At 46.4% G+C, this 19,139-nt stretch carries 14 protein-coding genes; 4 read left to right on the top strand and 10 right to left on the bottom strand.

The genetic code is table 11. The features are described from left to right. Window positions 1–4 precede the first annotated feature (4 nt). Window positions 5–2,767, bottom strand: coding sequence for a heavy metal translocating P-type ATPase (locus ACOSVP_RS06880; protein WP_487346756.1), 2,763 nt, complete (start codon window positions 2,765–2,767; stop codon window positions 5–7). Further along, window positions 2,760–3,197, bottom strand: coding sequence for a MerR family transcriptional regulator (locus tag ACOSVP_RS06875; protein WP_487346755.1), 438 nt, complete (start codon window positions 3,195–3,197; stop codon window positions 2,760–2,762). The genes ACOSVP_RS06880 and ACOSVP_RS06875 overlap by 8 nt, the downstream gene beginning before the upstream one ends. Before the next feature lie 254 nt (window positions 3,198–3,451). Between ACOSVP_RS06875 and ACOSVP_RS06870 the strand changes: the two genes are divergently transcribed. After that, window positions 3,452–4,336, top strand: a complete 885-nt coding sequence (locus ACOSVP_RS06870) for an AEC family transporter (RefSeq protein WP_487346754.1) — start codon at window positions 3,452–3,454, stop codon at window positions 4,334–4,336. A gap of 44 nt (window positions 4,337–4,380) precedes the next feature. On the opposite strand, the gene ACOSVP_RS06865 is transcribed toward ACOSVP_RS06870, so the two are convergent. The 5 genes from ACOSVP_RS06865 to sbcB form a co-directional block, all read right to left on the bottom strand. Next, window positions 4,381–4,881, bottom strand: coding sequence for a DUF411 domain-containing protein (locus ACOSVP_RS06865; protein WP_487346753.1), 501 nt, complete (start codon window positions 4,879–4,881; stop codon window positions 4,381–4,383). A gap of 249 nt (window positions 4,882–5,130) precedes the next feature. Next, entirely contained in the window at window positions 5,131–6,165 is a 1,035-nt protein-coding gene (gene pyrC, locus ACOSVP_RS06860) for a dihydroorotase (RefSeq protein WP_487346752.1), read from the bottom strand. 117 nt (window positions 6,166–6,282) lie between these two features. Further along, entirely contained in the window at window positions 6,283–8,193 is a 1,911-nt protein-coding gene (locus ACOSVP_RS06855; protein ID WP_487346751.1) for a DEAD/DEAH box helicase, read from the bottom strand. A gap of 161 nt (window positions 8,194–8,354) precedes the next feature. Next, window positions 8,355–9,380: an AI-2E family transporter gene (locus ACOSVP_RS06850; RefSeq protein ID WP_487346750.1), complete on the bottom strand. Its 1,026-nt coding sequence runs from the start codon at window positions 9,378–9,380 to the stop codon at window positions 8,355–8,357. 34 nt (window positions 9,381–9,414) lie between these two features. Further along, entirely contained in the window at window positions 9,415–10,863 is a 1,449-nt protein-coding gene (sbcB, locus tag ACOSVP_RS06845; protein WP_487346749.1) for an exodeoxyribonuclease I, read from the bottom strand. A gap of 76 nt (window positions 10,864–10,939) precedes the next feature. Here sbcB and ACOSVP_RS06840 point away from each other — a divergent pair, with 76 nt between their 5' ends. Further along, window positions 10,940–11,443 carry a YchJ family protein gene (locus tag ACOSVP_RS06840; RefSeq protein WP_487346748.1) on the top strand — a complete coding sequence of 168 codons (504 nt, stop codon included), beginning with the start codon at window positions 10,940–10,942 and terminating at the stop codon, window positions 11,441–11,443. Window positions 11,444–11,541: 98 nt separating this feature from the next. Here ACOSVP_RS06840 and ACOSVP_RS06835 read toward each other — a convergent pair whose 3' ends face one another. Genes ACOSVP_RS06835 through ACOSVP_RS06825 form a run of 3 tightly spaced genes read right to left on the bottom strand, consistent with a single transcriptional unit; the run spans window position 11,542 to window position 15,941 of the window. Further along, the gene (locus ACOSVP_RS06835; RefSeq protein WP_487346747.1) at window positions 11,542–12,621 is read right to left on the bottom strand and encodes an HD domain-containing phosphohydrolase; all 1,080 of its coding nucleotides are present in this window, start codon (window positions 12,619–12,621) and stop codon (window positions 11,542–11,544) included. Between the two features lie 47 nt (window positions 12,622–12,668). Next, the gene (locus ACOSVP_RS06830) at window positions 12,669–15,419 is read right to left on the bottom strand and encodes a hybrid sensor histidine kinase/response regulator (RefSeq protein WP_487346746.1); all 2,751 of its coding nucleotides are present in this window, start codon (window positions 15,417–15,419) and stop codon (window positions 12,669–12,671) included. Between the two features lie 9 nt (window positions 15,420–15,428). Then, entirely contained in the window at window positions 15,429–15,941 is a 513-nt protein-coding gene (locus ACOSVP_RS06825) for a putative pterin-binding protein (RefSeq protein WP_487346745.1), read from the bottom strand. Between the two features lie 306 nt (window positions 15,942–16,247). On the opposite strand from ACOSVP_RS06825, the gene aroA reads away from it, so the two are divergent. Together aroA and ACOSVP_RS06815 are read left to right on the top strand one after the other, a co-directional pair. Then, window positions 16,248–17,525 carry a 3-phosphoshikimate 1-carboxyvinyltransferase gene (gene aroA, locus ACOSVP_RS06820; RefSeq protein ID WP_487346744.1) on the top strand — a complete coding sequence of 426 codons (1,278 nt, stop codon included), beginning with the start codon at window positions 16,248–16,250 and terminating at the stop codon, window positions 17,523–17,525. 288 nt (window positions 17,526–17,813) lie between these two features. Continuing rightward, entirely contained in the window at window positions 17,814–19,064 is a 1,251-nt protein-coding gene (locus ACOSVP_RS06815; RefSeq protein ID WP_487346743.1) for a tyrosine-type recombinase/integrase, read from the top strand. Window positions 19,065–19,139 lie beyond the last annotated feature (75 nt).

The raw sequence follows: 19,139 nt of genomic DNA, 5'->3' as shown, positions 1-19,139 counted from the left end.
CATACTAACCTTCCTTCTTCGCTGTAGGTTTAAACAAACGTAATCGATTGGCGTTAAGTACGACGGTGACAGAAGACAATGACATGGCCGCTCCTGCAATAATAGGACTTAGTAACCAACCTGTTAATGGAAACAGCACGCCTGCGGCCAATGGAATACCTAAGGTGTTGTAACCGAATGCACCCCAAAGATTCTGTTTGATATTGGTTAACGTGGCTTTACTGATACTGATCGCATTGGCCACATTGTTCAGATCATTACGAATCAAGGTAATGTCAGCACTTTCCATGGCCACGTCGGTACCTGCTCCCATGGCAAAGCCCACATCAGCTTGTGCTAAAGCTGGGGCATCATTGATACCATCGCCAATCATGCCGACCACAGCGCCTTGGCTTTGCAGTTGTTTAACGTAATCCAGCTTATCCTGTGGACGCATCTGAGCCTTATAAACATCAATGTTGACCTGCTCCGCTACCGCTTTTGCCGTGGCAGGATTGTCACCAGTGAGCATGATCACCTTAATGCCAGCTTTATGAAAATGCTCAATGGCAGCTTTAGAGCCTGCCTTGATTTCATCTTCAATCACACAGAGCCCCAATACTTGCTTTGTGTTGGCAAGATATACATGAGAACCCACCACCTGCGCTAACGGGCTACTCGGTAAGGTAAGATGGTGATCTAAAATGAGCTGCTCGTTACCCAATAAATAGGTAGTGCCATTAATGGATGCTTTTACCCCTTGTCCGGTAATGGATTCAAACTGTTCAGGCTTATGAGTCTTACTGCTTTGACTCTCACTAAAGGACAGTAATGCTTGAGCCAGTGGATGGTTTGCTCCACTTTCCAATGCCTGAATAATGGCTTTAGCTTCGGATTCCTCTATAGCGAACCATTCACTCTGAGTAACTTTGGGCTTACCTTCGGTAATGGTGCCGGTTTTGTCTAAGACAATGGTGTCAATCTCGCTGGCTTTCTGCAGCGCATCACCGTTACGGATCAAGGCGCCGTATTCTGCGGCTTTACCGACACCAATCATGGTTGAAATCGGTGTTGCCAAACCCAGTGCACACGGACAAGCAATAATCAGTACCGACACCGCTGCGACTAGCATATTTACTGCTACTGGCGTAGGACCAAGGTTAAGCCAAAATAACGCAGCTACAATGGCGATGATCATCACGCTGGGGACAAAAATGGACGATACCTGATCCGCTAAACGGCTGATCGGTGGTTTCGAGTTCTGAGCGTTGCCGACCATGGTAATAATTTGCGCTAGTAAAGTATCCCCACCGACTTTGGTGGCTCGGTATTGAAAGCTTGAATTGCCATTGATGGTCCCCGCGCTGACTTGGCTACCGATGCTTTTCTCAACCGGAATGGGTTCGCCGGTCAGCATAGATTCATCGATCGAAGCGGATCCTTCTGTTACAACACCATCTACTGGTAATTTTTCGCCCGCTTTAATGCGGATCAATTCATCAATCTGGATGCTGCTGACATCAACGGTTTCGGACTTTCCATTGCGAATCACTGTGGCTTTGCTGGGGCGCAGATCCAGCAGCCTTTTTAGCGCTTCACTGGTTTTGCCGCGTGCTCGTACTTCTAAAGCTTGGCCTAGGTTAATCAAACCAAGAATCATAGTACTGGCTTCAAAATATAAATGACGCGCATTGCTCGGTAAGGACTCTGGAAACAAAACCACAGCCATGGAGTATAACCAAGCTGAGCCAGTACCGATGGCGATTAAGGTGTCCATATTGCTATGACGATGTTTGAAGGCTTTCCAAGCACTGATGTAGTAATGACGACCTGCGTACACCATCACAATAAGTGAAAGGATGCCTACACTTCCCCATGCCAGTTGCTCGTTCAACGTCGAGACATGCATAGAGCCACCTAATAATCCCCATAACATCATGGGAACCCCTAGTGCTAAGCCCGAGGCAGCATAGCGACGCTTGTTACGGTATTCTTCTAGATCTTTTTGAGCGCGCTCAGCCTGAGCCTTACTGGCATCCTCAATCAATGTGGCCCCATAGCCTGCATCGGTTACCGCTTTAATCAGTTGTTCGACACTGGCCTCACCTAGGACTTGTGCCGTACGACTGGCAAAGTTAACTTCTGCTTGCGTAACACCTAAAACATTGTCCAATGCCTTTTGAATAGTGTTAACGCACCCTGCACAAGTAATACCGCTCAGTGATAGCTGGATTGCCTCCTGCTTGTTATCCGCTAGAGTCGCGACTTGAGCCTCTTGTGGTCCACTTTCTACTGAGGCAATGGCTTCTGTCGAGGGGGTACTTGTTTCTATAGCGATTTCCGCTGTCGTATTCGGATGTACGCCCACAAACTGATAACCTGCTCCTGTCACTACCTTAGCAATGTCTTGCTGAGTTAAAGCAGATTTCACATGCAGACGATCTTCATTAGGAAACCCCTCTATTTGAGCGTGCTCATCTATTGCTTGGATGGCTGTTCTAACTTTACGCACACAACCTTGGCATGACATGCCGAGAACTTGATACTCGAAATCTAAGGCTTCAGGCATAATCTCAGCGACATAGTGATAACCAGCCTCTTCTACTGCCGCTGCAATTTGTTCGTTACTTAGGGTAGACGTGATCTCTAATCTGTTTTCTTTAGGAAAGCCTGTTACCTCAGCCTTTTCATCTAAGTTCTGTAGCTTTTGACGAGCTTTATTTACGCAGCCTTGGCAAGACATGCCAGTCACTTCATGAATGGATTTATGTTGAGTGTGATCAGTCATTTTCATTCCCCTCACAGCATGAACTGGTTTTCTGCCAGTCCTCGATTAAGCAGCAAATTGAGTGCCCATTTGGAACGCCGTCTTCCATCTCGTTCCACGCTTCAAGCGCTGCTTCCATTTTCTCTAGATGTGACTGCAGCTGGGCAATTTGACGTTTGGTTTCTGGTACTTTTTGTCGCAGCAGATCGCGCACCATGGGACATGGAGAATCCCCTGAATCGGATTGCTCAAAAATCTCAGCAATTTGTTTTAGGCTAAAACCTAGTTCACGGGCCTGTTGGATAAAAAGAAGCCTTTGCAGTGCTTCCGCATCATATTCTTGGTATCCATTGTGTGGATTACGTGTTGCTCGGATCAGCCCTTCTCGGGTGTAGTGTCGAACTGTTTCCGCGGTGACATCGGCTTTCTTAGCAAGCTCACTAACCTTCATGTCAGCCTCCTTTTATGTGGTGATAGCCTAAGTGTAAAACCTATGTGTAACACAAAGGTCAAATAGATTCAGAGACTTTAGTCAATCACTGGCAAGACAAGCAGTCTCATTGAGAATACAATTCATTCTTATAGCTTCAGCGTTTTATACGAGCGGGCTGTATCCTAGGATTGAAACATTCCTTCCCCGAACGTAATCGGGTCGTACCAGCTGATAGCATCAGCGATAAAAATCATAAATTTTAAAGGCGTGTCATGATTTCAGCTTTCATTACGGCTCTGACGCCGATTATTTTATTGGCAGCGTTAGGTATCTTTCTGACGAAGAAAACGGCCTATTTAGACAGCCCTCAGTTAGGTTCACTGGTATCAAACGTCGGCTTACCTGCGTTGTTACTATCCGCCGTGCTGAACATGGATATGGATCTAGGTGGGATGTTGTCTATCGTAGCGGTGACCATCAGCTGTCTGGCGGTTATGGCGTTGGTGTCGGTTTTATTTTTAAAAGCCTGCAAGTTAGAGCTGCGCTTTTATTTGCCGCCGTTGGTGAACCCTAATACAGGGAACTTAGGGATTCCTGTGGCTTATGCTTTATTTGGTAATGAAGGTTTGGCGGTCGCTGTGGTGGTGAGTTCTGTGGTTCAAGTTAGCCACTTTACCTTGGGGGTGGGTTTTATGTCTGGCAGTTATCATCCCAAACAATTGCTGCAAAATGGTCCCGTGGTGGCGTTATTGTTAGGCGTTCTTGCGCTAGCATTTGATATCACACTACCTGAACCGATTATGAATACCCTTAAAATGCTGAGTGCTATCACCCTACCCATTATGTTGATGTTATTGGGAAGATCCTTAGCCAGTTTAAATTTAACGGATCGCAGTAAAGTATACCGAGCGTGCTCATTCGCCATATTCAGACCCGTTATAGGTGCCGCGGTAGCTTGTGTGATTGTGCCGTGGTTTGGCTTTACTGCAGTACAAGAAGCCACCGTCATTACCTTGATGAGCATGTCTGTTGCGGTGATTAGCTATATGTTAGCAACCAAATTTAATGGCCCTAAAGATGAGATTGCCTTGATGATTATGTTGTCACTGCCAACTTCGTTAACGGTTGCTGGCTGTGTTTGGTGGTTCTACCAATGATTTGAGCGAAAAAAAGCCAGCAATCAAGCTGGCTTTTTTTTGGTTTAAAACTGATCTTCCGACGAATTAATCTCAGCGTATGGGGACACAGTACCATCTTGGTTGAGTAGCAATACTGAGTAAGGCATAAACTCGTTGTTGTATTCCATCCCAGGAGAGCCAACTGGCATTGCCGGCACCACTAACCCTTTGGCATCCGCTGGTGGATTATCTAAGAATCGTTTGATAATTTTTGCTGGAACGTGTCCTTCAAAAATATAGCCTTGATCTGAAATGGCCGTATGACAAGAGCGGGCATTGGCAGGCACCCCCATCTGATCCTTTAACGCGGTTAAATTCTGTGGGTGGTTAACGTGGGGTTTAAAACCATTTTCTTCCATATGTTTGACCCAGCCACCGCAACAGCCGCAGGTTGGGCTTTTATGTACTTCAATAATCTTATCTTTTGCCACGACGCTAACTTCACTGGCTGCCTGAGCTACCACAGGAAAAGTCGCACTGATGAGAAGATTGGCGGTTAGAAATAACGCTGATAATTTCTTCATAGCATTGCCCCAAAAACTTACAATACGTTAGCGCGTCATGCCTAACTGTCTTGCTTTAATTAATGCGCCAATCATACCAATCTGTATTAATTTTGCTCTAGTTGCGCCCTTGCTTATATGCTTTTTTCATAATTAAGGCTAATAGATCAAACTTTGTTACTTTACATAGTTATTTAATCTAGATCAGTGATTTTTCCATAAAAAAAGGAGGCTTAGCCTCCTTTTGAAACATCTAATATTCTCTGAAAATTATGCTTTCAGCTTCCAATTAACCTGACGGCCAGCGTAGAAAGGCACAATCGGCTCATTAGTTGGCAGCATAATCGAATCTGGCACTACCCACTCATCACGAACTAGCGTAATGGTATCTGTGTTGCGTTCTAGGCCGTAGAAGTCTGGACCGTGTAAACTCGCAAAGCCTTCTAATTTATCTAGTGCATCCAGCTCATCAAAGACTTGTGTGTAAAGCTCGATTGCCGACCAAGCACTGTAACAACCGGCGCAGCCACAGCTTGATTCTTTGCGGTGTTGAGCGTGTGGTGCTGAGTCAGTACCTAGGAAAAACTTACTTGAACCGGTTTTCACTGCAGCACGCAAAGCTTCTTGGTGAGTGGCACGTTTCAATACTGGTAGACAGTAGTTATGTGGGCGAATACCGCCATCTAGCATGTCATTACGGTTCAACATCAAATGCTGAGGGGTAATGGTTGCGGCAACGCCATCACGCGCAGACATCACAAAGTCTGCCGCATCTTTGGTGGTGATGTGCTCGAAAACCACTTTTAGATGAGGGATTTTCTCAACGATGTTCACTAGGTGCTGGTCGATAAATTCTTTCTCGCGGTCAAAAATATCGATGTGTTTTTGTGTCACTTCACCATGTACCAATAGCAGCATACCTTCATCAGCTAGTGCTTCAAATACAGGGTAAAGGCTATTAAGCGAACTAACGCCTGCATCAGAGTTGGTGGTGGCACCAGCTGGGTACATTTTGGCTGCGACAACGCCTGCAGCTTTGGCGGCACGGATATCTTCAACCGATGTTTTATCTGTTAGATAAATGGTCATCAATGGTGTGAAGTTTGTACCAGCAGGAATCGCTGCTTCGATACGGCTGCGGTACGCTACCGCTAACTCTGCATTAATAACAGGTGGAACTAAGTTTGGCATTACGATCGCACGCGCGAAACAACGAGCGGTCGCGGGTACGGTTTCCTTTAACATGTCGCCATCACGGAAGTGTAAATGCCAATCATCTGGACGAATAATTGTAATCTGATCCATCTCTAATCCTGCTTTTATAAATAGTGTTTCTGTTAAACCTTTTTCCCCGATTGGAATCGGGTCGTACGCAAATTTTTTTCAATAAAAAGCCGAGCATTGCTCGGCTTTTTGAGGGTATTAGTCTTTATTGCGAGGGCGTGGCTTACGGTCACCACGGTCGTTGCGATCTCCGCGATCACTACGGTCCTTGCTAAAGCTACGTGGTTTACGTTCGCCACGATCACCACCTCGGTCTCCGCGATCGCCACGGTCATTACCTGGACGACGACGGTTACCACCCGCTGGACGCTCACGCTCGAAAACTTTGTCATCTGCATCTTCAAGAATTGTGATATCACAACGTTGACCACAAATGCGTGTCTTCGCTAGCTTGCCAACGGCTTGCTTGTTCATGTCCGCTGGTAGGTCAACGGTTGCGAAATCTTCAAAGATCTCGATGTGACCGATCATGCGGCTGTCCAAGTTCGCTTCGTTCGCAATCGCGCCAACGATGTTACCTGGCTTAACGCCGTCACGGTAACCCACTTTAAGAAGGTAACGTTTCATCTCGATAGATGGATCGTCCTTCAGTGGCATCGCTTCTTTGCTGATGTTACGTGGTTTACGAGCACCGCGGTCACCTCGATCACCGCGTTCTGGACGGTCGCCACGATCACCACGTTCTGGGCGATCACCGCGGTCACGGTCACGTGGCTTGATTTCCATTTCTTTAAGTAGCAATGGAGTCTTACCTTGCGCCATGAACGCCAACGCCGCAGCCACTTTAGTTGGGTCTACTTCGTTGTCTTTCTGGTAGCTTTCGATCAACTCGATGAAGAAATCTAGATCTTCGTTGTCGATAGTATCCGTGATGCGCTGTTTGAAACGAGCCACACGTTGTTCGTTAATATCAGCAGCTGTTGGTAGCTGCATACGATCGATCGTTTGACGTGTCGCACGTTCGATCTGTTGTAGCATACGACGCTCGCGGTGACCTACGAATAGGATCGCTGTACCTGAACGACCTGCACGGCCAGTACGACCGATACGGTGTACGTAAGACTCAGTGTCGTAAGGAATGTCGTAGTTTACTACGTGGCTAACACGGTCAACGTCTAGACCACGAGCCACAACGTCCGTTGCCACTAGAATGTCGATTTGACCATTCTTAATGCGATCAACTGTACGCTCACGTAGGTTCTGGCTGATGTCACCGTTTAGGGCTTCACAAGCGTGACCACGTGCTGTCAATTTCTCAGCAAGTTCAACAGTCGCTGCCTTCGTACGAACGAAGATGATCATACCGTCGTGTTCGTTCATTTCTAGGATACGTGTTAACGCATCTAGCTTATGAAGTCCGCTTACTTGCCAGTATTTTTGCGAAATCGTCGTAGCAGTAGACGTCTTAGTTTGGATCTTAACTTCTTTCGGGTCGTTAAGATGTTGTTGCGCTACTTTACGAATCACAGCAGGCATCGTTGCTGAGAACAATGCGATTTGGCGTGACTTAGGTGTGTGTTCAAGAATCCACTCAACGTCGTCGATGAAACCCATACGTAGCATTTCATCTGCTTCGTCTAGAACTAATGCCTGTAGGCCGTCTAGTTGCAGCGTTTTACGACGAATGTGGTCCATAACACGACCAGGCGTACCTACCACTACCTGCGCGCCACGTTTAAGTTGGCGAAGCTGAGAGTCGTAAGACATACCACCGTAAATCGGTAGTACGTGGAAGTCTGGAATGTAACGAGCGTAGCTCTGGAATGCTTCAGAAACCTGAATTGCCAACTCACGTGTTGGCGCCAACACCAATAATTGTGGTGCTTTATTTGCTACATCAATGCGAGATAGCAATGGCAGAGCGAATGCCGCCGTCTTACCCGTACCTGTCTGCGCTTGACCTAGAAGGTCATGCCCTTCTAACAAAAATGGAATACTTTGCGCCTGAATGGCAGAGGGTTGTTCGTAACCTAGTTCACTTACCGCTTTTAGAATTGGGGCGGCCAGACCCAGAGAATCAAAAGTAGGCTGAATATCAGCGTCAGACATGTAGATGGTAACCTTTAAGTAGGATAAGAGACGTGCGAGAATCCGCACCAAAAAAATCAATCGCGCATTCTACTGCAAAAACAACCCTAAGGCTAGATCAATTACTAAAAAGCACAATTCAACGCAATTGTGCTTTTTTCATTCGTACGACCCAGCTGTGTTTAAGGATGTGCTTTAGAGTCTAGCAGAATTGCCAGCCAACGCATTTTTGGATTGGCTTCTAGAGCAAACTTTACAATGATGGTTAACGGAATCGACAACAACATCCCAACCGGACCGAATACCCATCCCCATAGCATCAAAGAAAGGAACACGACCAAGGGAGACAAACCAACGCCCTTGCCCATAAATTTAGGCTCAATAAAGTTCCCCATCACTAGGTTCACCATTAAGAAGCCTATCCCTGTTAAGAACGCATCAAAGCTTCCTAGCTGAACAAAGGCTAAAAACATGGCAGGAATCGCGGCAATGATCGAACCGATATTTGGAATGAAGTTTAATAAGAAAGCACAAACACCCCAAAGAATCGGGAAGTCGACCCCTAGAATCCATACCCAAATACCAATCAGCAGGCCTGTGCCGATACTGATCAGAGTTTTGATCATCAGATATTGATTCACTGTGGCAATAAAGCGTTCTACTTTCTCCATGGAGTTAGACGCATCGCCCAGGGCATAGCTTAATTTTTTCGGAATCTCAGCCGCTTCGAGCAGGATAAACACCACGATCATGATCACTAGGAAAACGTTGGTCAGCACGTTACCTAGACTGGTTAAGGTATTGGTGAATAGGTTCATCAATGAAGATGGATCCACGTAACCTCGTATCTGTTGGTAGGAAATGTTGAGCCCAAGATTATTCAACTGTTGGAAGATAGCTGACATCTCGGTTCCAAAGCGCTCTCTATAGGTAGGTAGCTGCTGGGAAAAGTTATCCAGCGACGCGGCCACCAATAAGCCAACGGAGCCGAGACAAGCTAGGATAATCAGAACAATAAAGACGATGGAGAGCCAAACCGGCACCTTGTACTGACGAAAAGTACTGAGTAACGGCGAGCAAATGATGGCAATAAATACGGAGAGCATAAAAGGCACAACGATTTGCGACGCTTCTTTTAATCCCGCAATGATCAAAATGAAGGCTGCAATGCCGACTAACCAAGTTGTAGTACTTCGTGACTCACTCATTTACCCTGCTCTCCTTAGTTCTTTGGCCTATTGATTAATAGGGGTATATTCCTTGGGCGTAATCCACCAAGTCCTGTAACATCAAGCGTTTACTATCTGATAAAGACCCGTCGTTGGCCAGCTCCATAATGCGTTTCTCAAATTCTTGCATAGTGAGGCTGCCTCCTCCATCTTTTTGCAACAATCTGACACGTCGATGCTCTTCCCATTCTTCCCGCTGTTGACTGTTCATTTGTTCTGGGTAGTTTCGGGCAAGATAACGGGTAAACATTTCAGGTAAACGACGATCGTCAAAGGTCATTTCCAACTCGCCTAAAATATCACTTGGGGTACTGCGAATTTCTTCCATGCGAGCTTTGTCATCACGAGAGAAAAAACCACCGCTGTAGAGCATCAAATCTGGGTCTTTGTCGATTTTATCAAACGATTGCATAAAGACCTGAGATAGCTTTGCCGCAAGCCCTGGCGCTTGGCGCAATAAGGCTAAGTTTTTACGACAGGTATCACCGTCGAGTCCTAATCGCGAAACCACAGCTTCATCCTTCAAGAAAGTCGCTGGCGCCACGGCGGGACACTTATTCAAATGAATCACTTTTAACGGTAAACGCTCAATGTCACCCAGTTCTTCTTTTGAGGTAAACACACGGCGCTGGATCTCTTCGGCACTTAACTCTAACAGTGGTTGCGCATCCGTCATCAAATCAAATACTACCACGCCATTTTTATTGGTCGGGTGCGGTGCCAGTGGCGCGACAAAAGCGGCGAACTTCTTGTCTTGACCAAACATGCCGGAGATATGTAAAAACGGCTTCATGCGTACGGGATCGACAAATTGTTGCAAAGAGCCCTTGTCACGCATGGAGAAGTAATAATCGAACAGTTTCGGCTGCTTGTCTTTGATCAGCTTAGCGATAGCAATGGTGCCATAGACATCGGATAAGGCATCGTGCGCTTGTTCATGGGCAATACCATTGGCTTTAGTGAGATCTTCCAATTTAAACGAGTTCGTGCCGTCATCTTTCTTCGGCCATTCAATGCCATCAGGACGCATTGCATAAGTCATACGCATGAGATCAATCACATCCCAACGCGAACAGCCGTTTTGCCATTCGCGAGCGTAAGGATCGATAAAGTTACGATAAAAGCCATGACGAACCACTTCATCGTCAAATCGTAAGGTGTTGTAACCTAATGAACAGGTACCTGGTGTAGCAAGCTCTTTTTCAATGGCGGCCATAAACTCAGCTTCGCATAGACCCTCTCGAATGGCCTCTTGCGGGGTAATGCCGGTTAACAAGCAGGCATCTGGATGCGGTAAAACATCGTCTGCCAGCTTGCAATACAGATTAATGGGCTCACCGATTGGGTTGAAGTCTAAATCGGTGCGAATGCCTGCAAATTGCATTGGTCTGTCTTTTGCTGGGTCTACACCCGTGGTTTCAAAGTCGTACCAAAAAAACGAGGTGGTCGCACTGTTGCTCACAAATAAGTCCTGTTCGGTTTTAGTAAAATGGGTATTATACGCACCTAAACAAGCACTTGGCGATGAAGGAATTGATATGTCTACCCCAGCTCAATGCCCATGTGGTTCTAAAACCCATTACGAAATGTGTTGTGGCATGTATCACAATAACCCTGGTACGGCTCCGACAGCCGAAGCACTGATGCGCTCTCGTTACTGCGCCTTTGCGCTACAGAAATTTGATTACATTGCGGCAACCCAGAAGCTTCAAGACGAACCAGAGCAAGTCGCTGATGATATTCAAGACAGCAACGGTCAAACTCAATGGGTAAAACTTGAGATTTTAAATACTCAAGACGGTGGCCCGAAAGACAAAACTGGCATGGTCGAGTTTGCCGCGCACTTTAAAGAAGGCAGTAATACTGGCCGCCTAAGTGAACGCTCTTTATTTGAAAAAATTGATGGTGCTTGGGTGTACGTATCCGGTGAGCATGAGATTCAAGGCCATACGCCTTACGTTGCCCCAGAGGAAGCCAAGGTGGGTCGCAATGATCCTTGTATTTGCGGTTCAGGTAAAAAATATAAGAAATGCTGCGGATAATTCGTTCGATTTGATTTCGTCTCGTACGACCCGATTCCAATCGGGGATTCAGTTTTAATCGCCATCATGAGATGGCTCGTACGAAATCTCTTTAAGTCCTAATGGGCGGCAAACGCCCTATCCCATTTATCTCTTACCGCTCGAATCGATTCATCTTGTTCAATAAATAGTTGTACAAGATTTGGATCAAAATGTACGCCGGCATTGTCTTGTAAATGCTGATAAGCCTCATCCAGCGTCCAGCCTTTTTTGTATGGCCTTTCCATAGTCAGCGCATCAAACACATCGGCAATCGCTACGATACGTGCGTACAAAGGAATCTCTTCCCCTTTTAGGTGATACGGATAACCACTACCGTCCCACTTTTCATGGTGACCAAGAGAGATTTTGGCAGCGAGCTGAAACAGCGGCGATTTACTCTTACCTAAAATATTGGAGCCAATAATCGGATGCTGCATCATGACTTCGTATTCGTCTGGTGTAAGTTCTCTAGGAGCCTTTAGAATTTCATCTGGAATACCAATCTTACCGGTGTCATGCATCAGGGCCGCTAAATGTAAACTTTCTATATCGTCTTCGTTCCAACCTAACGCGCGCGCTAATACAGAGCAGTAATCCGCCATGCGCCACATATGTGAGCCGGTCGATTCATCGTTATAGGTGCCTGCTTCACTGAGCATATCCACCGCTGCATATAAGGCTTCTTTTAATTGTGCGGTTCTTTGTTCGATGATGAGCTGATTTAGCTTGTTTTGCTTTGCAAGCGCCAAATGGCTAGCAACACGGGCCAAGGTTGTTCTTGGGGTAATGGGTTTGGTAATGTAATCCACCGCGCCGGCAGCAAAGCCTTTTTCTTCGTCCTCGGCCGAGGTCATGGCAGAGATAAAGATAATCGGGATAGATGCGGTTTTCGGCTCTTGTTTGATTAACTGACAAAGCTCATAACCATTCATCGTCGGCATCATAATATCGAGTAAGATAATATCTGGTGTCTGATTCTCTAGGATTTTTAATGCCATCGCGCCACTTTTAGCGACTAACACTTCGTAGGTGTCGCGTAAAATAGTACGCAGAATATCAATGTTATCTGGCAGATCATCGACCACTAATACTTTTTTTCGGCCGTCGTTTTGTATAAACGAATCGACGTCTTCATTTAGGTAATTCAAATCAAACATGTCATAAACACCATGGCATATTGCGCATCGCTAGGAGAGCTTGAGAGTTAGAGCTTTTCTTTAAGTTTTTGCAGTTGTTCAACGGCTAGATCGTAGTCGTAGTTGTTAATTTTATCCCTTGCACGGGCAAGCTCTCTGGCGTGTTCAACCGACACTTTACTGATCAGGGGATCCAAGGTTTCGCTTACATCAGCGATGCCCATTTCAAGGTCCGAGATTAGTTTATCAAGCGCTTGAATGAACTCACCAGAATCACTGGTAGGCGACTCTTGGTCGGAAGGCGCTGGTTCTGATATGAGATTTGCTGCCAGATACGCCGTAATTTGTGCCACCAACTCATCTGCGGCTTCGGTTACTCGGACAATTTGTACCGTGTGTTCCTTGTCACCACTGTTACCACCTTCGGCCAGATCTCGTTCTAGTTGTGCGACTTCTGCAGCAAAACGTTCACCGCCGATATTCGCCGCACTTCCCTTGATACTGTGTAACTCGTATGAAGTCATCGGTAAGTTGTCACTACGTTGGCTAGTGTAAGGCGTCAGCAATTTTAAGAAGCGCTCCAGCATGCTCTGATAGCGCTGCTGGTTACCACCAATGCGGTACAACCCCATGTCAGGCGCAAACACTCGTTTAGACTGCACTTCACCACTGATGACTTCGTCAGCGGAATGCCCAACCAGCCATTCTTCTAGCTTGTTTAGTAGCAACAAAGGATCGAGTGGTTTAGTGAGGAAATCGCTCATGCCGGAGCTCATAGCAAATTCACGGTCCGAGTCCAAGGCACCCGCCGTTAAAGCTAAAATAGGTGGATGCTCATCCCCCAGACGGTGGATGATCGCTTCTGTAGCTTGATAACCATCCATGATCGGCATTTGTACGTCCATTAACACCAAGTCAAATACTTCGTTCGTTGCCGCTTGGACGGCTTCTTCACCATTCTTGGCGACGACGACCAATACGCCTAGTTTCTCTAACAAAGCACACGCAATCTCAGCGTTAACAGGGTTGTCTTCGGCCAGTAGAATTTTACGACCGAGCAAGCTATCACACTCATGGTAGCGATTTAGCGAAGCGGGTACGTCCTCTGATACCACATGATGAGACACAATATAGCTATTCAGTTTAGCGCGCGTCAGAAGACACAATTTGCGCCAAGCAAACAAGCTTTCATGGGTAAGATTTCGGCCAAAAATCAAAACTCGACCTGCGAAAGTGCTATGCAGCTGTTGCTCCGCTTCTTGCTGTAATTCGGAGTAGTAATGATCACTGATAATTAAATATTGGTCCTCCTGCGCTACATGATCTGTGCTCACGAGAGTATGAGGAATGTGTAAGTTCGCCAGCTGACGCATCATTAAATTATCATTGAGTAGCACACAAAGCTCTAAATGAGGTTTATGGGCCTTGTCATGTATAGGAGCACTCATTAATGGCAACTCAACGAAAAAAGTAGAACCTTGGCCGACTTCACTTTCAAAGCGAATGCTGCCCTGCATTAATTCGACAAGGCGCTTACAGATGCCTAATCCAAGACCGGTGCCACCATAAAGGCGAGTAGTGCTGGTATCTGCTTGGCTGAACCCTTCAAAGATATCGTTATTTGAGGAAATACCAATGCCGGTATCTTTGAAACGGAAAATCAACTTGTTATCAACTAAGGAGACGCGAAGCTCAACCTCCCCTTGATGAGTAAATTTAACGGCGTTCCCCAGGATGTTTACTAACACTTGCTTAACGCGTGTCGCGTCACCCAGCAATGTGTCTGGAATATTAAAATCGCGCATCACGGTAAAGCGAAGACCTTTGTCTTCCGCTGAGGTGCGACAAATTTGGTATGCGTACTCTAAAATATCATCCAGTTGGTATGGCGCTGACTCAAGTTGTAACTTGCCAGCCTCCACTTTAGAGAAGTCGAGAATGTCATTAATGATTAACAGTAGATTATTGGCTGAGCTCTGGATCTTAGTAATATAGTTGCGCTGCTTCGGCTGTAGGTCCGAATCCAGTACTAAATGGGACATACCCAAAATGGCATTCATCGGTGTGCGGATCTCATGGCTCATAGTGGCCAAGAAATCGGATTTCGCGCGTGTCGCCGCCTGTGCTGCTTCAGCGGTTCTTTGCAATTCGTTAGCCAATTCTTTGGTCTGTCTATAAGAACGGATGCTCATTATTACTTGGCGGAACAGCATGCCAATAATGACCAACATGATAAGGGTTAATGCCCCGACCAAAACACCTAGATAACGGTATAGGGTTTCCATCTGTTTGCGTTCATTAACTTTCTCGGCGGAGCGACGCTCTAAGGCGTTGAACACCACAGATTCAGTGATCTGCAATAATTGCTCAACGTGATCAGAAATTTTTTGTTTATCAATTTGATTAGGATTATCTACAAACAGAAGCCCATCAATTACGTCTAAGTGCTGGCGCATGCTGCGTCGCGTCGCGTCCGCATCAGGTAGCTGATTGAACAGTTCCTTCAACTGCCCCGCCGAAATGATATTTAAACGGCTGTAGAGAATATCAAAGCGTAACTGCGCTTCATCGAGGCGATCTAAGCGCTGCGTGTCGCTGTTAGAGTCAACTAAAAGTCGCACTGAATTGCGGAATTTAAGCGCTTCCCTGTCCAATTGATAGGACGCCCAGAGAGCGTCCTCTTCGGCTGCAGACAACAAGGCTTCCTGCCTATCTAAGAGCTGTACATAAAGCAAAACAACGGTCACCAGAAAGATGGCCGCTGTTCCAACTAAAACGCCAATAAAGCGTCCGTACTTAAACTTAAAAACTGACTGCATTAATTAGTCTCAATTGACGGTAATGGATTTCACCTGCCAAACAGAACGGTTATGGATCACTTCATTATTTAGAGAAGGATCTTCAGCGAATGGATATAGAACAAAAATCGGCCCTTTATCACGCACCGACATGCGTTCGCCATTCATATCCATTGCTAGCATAATATTGTGATCGTACGCATCTTGTGCAGGTAAGTTAGCACTGTAGTCGTTCAGTGCCGTGACGGCTAGTGTGCTTTCTTTTGGTGCACCCACTGCAGCGAGTAAGGCAGACAAACGCGGACCTGTAAAGGTGTTAATACCCTCAGTCCAAGGAGTTTCAGTGGTTAATTCCTCTGCGCCAAGCGCCATTAGCATAGCACGATCAAATTGTGCACCTTGTTCACTGTTGGTTTCAGTGATGTTGCCCATTACCGTTAGGATAACTCGGCCTGTTGGTGCCTCAAGCGCAAACGCTGCTTGGGAAATTAAAGCAGCTCCTAGAGCCAGTGCACAGACTTTAGCGTTGAACAATGATGTCATTAGTTGCTCCTTAATTAAGCAATTTAAATGGTGTTGAAACGACTTTTGGCTAGAAGGTTTCTTTTCACTGATACTACAAGTAGAACTCGGGATTGATAAGAGTGTGCTTACCAATCTTTACGCAATCACAACCCACCTAAACGTAATTGAATCAGTGCCTTGCTTAATTATTAAACGATCTAAAAGATCCCTAAGCAAAACTATTGCAGTTCGCTCTGAGTAAACGTATGGTACGCATAAAATGTAAGAAAATAACGAACCTGTCTTCCTTTTATAGAGAAAGATAGCGTATTTACGGAAAAGTCGATGAATTCCATTACTCTAGGCCCTCTTCAAAGCGCTAACGGCGAAATTCAAATCCCTGGCTCAAAAAGCTTATCTAACCGCATTTTGTTATTAGCCACTCTTGCCCAAGGCACCACCAAAATCACTAACCTGTTAGACAGCGACGACATTCGTCATATGCTTAACGCTCTTAAAACTATGGGTGTTAAGTATGAGCTACAAGACGAAGGTCGCACCTGTATTTTAGAAGGCCTTGGTGGTCCAATTAATGTCGAGAAAGCCGACCTTTTCCTAGGTAACGCAGGCACTGCAATGCGCCCATTGGCGGCAGCTTTGTGTTTAGGTACGGGTGAATATCACCTACACGGCGAGCCGCGCATGCACGAGCGCCCAATTGGCGATCTTGTCGATGCATTGCAAGAGCTGGGTGTAGACGTTCAATATCAAGGTAACAAGAACTACCCACCTCTTTTGATCAAAGCCAACGGTATCCAAGGTGGTGAAGTTTCTATCAAGGGGAATATCTCTAGCCAATTCCTAACTGCGCTACTTATGAGCGCACCGTTAGCAAAAGGTGATCTGACGATTAAGGTAGATGGCGAGCTGGTGTCTAAGCCTTACATCGACATTACCCTGCACGTGATGAAGCAATTCGGTGTCGACGTTGAGAACCAGAATTACCAAGCGTTTGTGATTAAGGGTAATCAAACTTACCAAAGCCCTGGCGAAATTATGGTCGAAGGTGATGCATCATCTGCCTCTTATTTCCTTGCGGCAGCCGCCATCGCTGGCGGTAAAATCAAAGTACACGGTGTGGGCTCAGACAGCGTACAAGGTGACGTGAAATTTGCTGACGTTCTAGCAAAAATGGGTGCCAAAATCACTTACGGCCCAACGTGGATTGAATCTGAGCGTGGCGAGCTAAATGGCATCGATATGGACATGAACCACATTCCAGATGCGGCTATGACCATTGCGACGACGGCTCTATTTGCTAAAGGTCCAACGACCATTCGCAATATCTACAACTGGCGCGTAAAAGAAACGGACCGTTTATACGCCATGGCGACTGAGCTGAAAAAGCTAGGTGCCGATGTAGTAGAAGGTGAAGACTTCATCACAGTAACACCTGTAGAAACATTGCAACACGCTGCGATCGATACTTACAACGACCACCGTATTGCTATGTGCTTCTCATTGGTGGCTTTCTCTGATACACCAGTAACCATCAACGATCCTGGTTGTACATCTAAGACCTTCCCAACTTATTTTGAGTTGTTTGAGCAAATCACCGCATAAATGCTGATAAACTTCACTCGTACGAGCCATCTCCTGATGGCGATTAAGTAACTTTATCCCCGATCAAATTGGGTCGTACGAGCGGGTTGCATCCCGCGATTGAAGCTTACTTCCCCGAACGGAGTCGGGTCGTACGAGCGGGTTCCATCCCGCGATTGAAGGCTTGCTTCCCCGAACGGAGTCGGGTCGTACGAGCGGGTTCCATCCCGCGATTGAAGGCTTGCTTCCCCGAACGGAGTCGGGTCGTACAGAAAGTGACTGGATGCTAATATATTTATGGAATAAGCAATGTCTGCCCCTTTGCCATTAATCGACAACTTAGAGCACTTACCCAATCCGTTTACCCAGTACCACAGTATTCTTGGGCCATTGCAAAGTGACATCCCTCAATTAAGCAAAGTCGATTACCAACGCGATCTGCAGCTAGCGTTATGCTTTATCTATAGCTACAACGGTTCACAAGCGACCTTTAACTCTTATCGCCGTGAAGTGGAGCGTTTATTACTCTGGTCTTGGTTTGTAGTGGATTCCCCTGCGTTGGCCTTGCGCCGGGATCAAATCGAAGAATTTATCCATTTCTGCAATACGCCTCCAGAGGACTGGATCGGAACTAAGAACGTTGCCCGTTTCAAAAACAAAATGGGCGAACGGGTGCCGAATGAAGAATGGCGTCCATTTGTGGCCCATGTCTCAAAACTTGATTTCCGCAATGGGCAGGTACCGCTTTCGCAGCATTACAATCTGTCGCAAGCGGCCATTCGCGCCACCTTCTCTATTTTGTCGTCCTACTATGGCTTTTTAATGCAAGAAGAGGCGGTACAGCAGAACCCTGTGGCGCTGATCCGTCAAAAGAGCAAGTTTGTTAAAAAAGAAGTCACCCGACGCCAAGTGCGCCGCATTTCAAACTTGCAATGGGATTATGTGATCGAAACGGCGGAATTGATGGCAGAAGAAGATCCCGCCACCCATGAACGTACGTTATTTATCATGAACGCCCTACTCGGCATGTATCTGCGTATTTCTGAGTTGGTAGCCGATGAGCGTTCTGCTCCGATTATGGGCGACTTTATCAAAGACACTGATGGTAATTGGTGGTTTAAAGTTTTATCGAAGGGTAATAAAGAACGCTTAGTCAGTGTGTCTGATGAAATGCTCAATGCTTTAAAACGATACCGCCGATTTAGACAACTGCCTGACTTGCCGACCGTGGCTGAACAAACCTCGTTGATCCCGAAAAATCGTGGCCAAGGTGCTATGACCAGTTCACGCCAAGTGCGCAATATCGTGCAGTATTGCTTCGATCAAGCCTATTACCGCATGTGTGACGACGGTTTGAAATCTGATGCCGAAGATTTACGTGTAGCCACTGTCCACTGGCTGCGCCACACGGGTATTTCCGAAGATGTTAAGGTGCGTCCGAAGGAACACGTTCGAGAAGACGCTGGTCACGCCAGCATGGCGACCACAGACCGATACATTGATACCGAATACCGCGAACGCCATGCTAGTGGACGCAAGAAATCTTTAAGGCCGAGTTAATCGCCAATACACCCCGCTCGTACGACCCGGCTTCGTCCGGGGATGCGGACTCTCAATCGCGGGATACAACCCGCT

This window comes from Marinomonas sp. HM11-D, assembly GCF_057626615.1.
This window is presented reverse-complemented; position numbering and strand designations above follow the sequence as displayed.